General features: G+C 72.3%; 1 protein-coding gene. It reads left to right on the forward strand.

Going from position 1 to position 1090, the window contains the following annotated elements; all coding sequences use genetic code 11:
• Nucleotides 1–675 (forward strand): hypothetical protein (locus tag D7231_RS35575; protein WP_206752011.1); only part of this gene is annotated, 675 nt, incomplete at its 5' end.
• Nucleotides 676–1090 lie beyond the last annotated feature (415 nt).

Here is a 1090-nt window from a genome sequence, read left to right on the forward strand (position 1 = left end):
CGCGATCACCGCCCGCCGGAACGCGACGGCGGCCTGACTTACGGAGGAGCCATGGCCGACTGGACGCCCACCACGCTCCTGAGCGTTGACGAGCACGGCGACCGCGCGCAGGCCGGCAACGGTCACAGCCGGTACGGCGCGTACATCGCCGACCGCCCAGCGAAGTTCCACGCATACGGGGAGCCCGGCACTCCACTGCCCGGCCCGGAGTTCGCTGCGGCGGCCTGGGAGGTCGCCACGCCCCCGGTCCTCCTGGGGTACGTGAACCTGCGCCCCGGCGTGAAGGCGGTGACCACCGCCTTCACCGACACCGGCGACCTGCTCCTGAAGGTCTCGGTGCCCCTAAGGCACCACGACCTCCCCTCCGGGCGGCGCCCCCGCCACCCCTGGCAGGACTGGACGAGCGAGTACGACCACGCCGACCACGACGACAAGTACCGGCACGCCTTTGAGCCCGAGATCAGGGCCGACCGCCCCGCCGTCCTCACCGTGTCGCACCTCCTCCTCCCCACCACCGGCTGGGACCTGCCCACGCCGCAGCACACCGAGGGCCGCGCCCTGGTCGAGGAGGCCAAGCACGTCATCCACGAGATCGTCCATCAGGTCAACGCGCAGGCCGGGCCGATGGTCGCGCAGCTCCTAGGCGACCAGGAGGGCCAACGCCGCGCTGGCTGAGGCGGCAACGGTGGGGCCGTGGACGACTACCCGCCCGTGGGAACGCCGCGCCGGCCTGACCGCCTCCGGGCCCCGGCGGAACGCGAGAGGCCCGCTACCTCCGATCGGTCTCCCCGTCGCCCGTGAGCCGGTGGACGGTGCGCGATGCCTTCGACGGCCGGAGCGGGGCGCCGGCCGGGCCGCGGATGTAGTCGACCGGCAAGACCCCCAGCGGCTCTACCACGCCCACGAGCCCATCACGAAGGTGCGGGTTCATGCAGTGGTCCCGGTCGTGCTCCGCGATCTCCTGCCGATACTCAAGGCCCTGCCTACCGACGGGACCGGGCCGACGGGCGGCGGCGATGTCGTCGGCCTAGCGTCGGGTCATGAACGGCTACTTCGCGCTCTACGAAGTCGATACCGTGCCAGTTCGGAC

The organism is Streptomyces klenkii (assembly GCF_003626645.1).
Lineage (GTDB): Bacteria > Actinomycetota > Actinomycetes > Streptomycetales > Streptomycetaceae > Streptomyces > Streptomyces klenkii.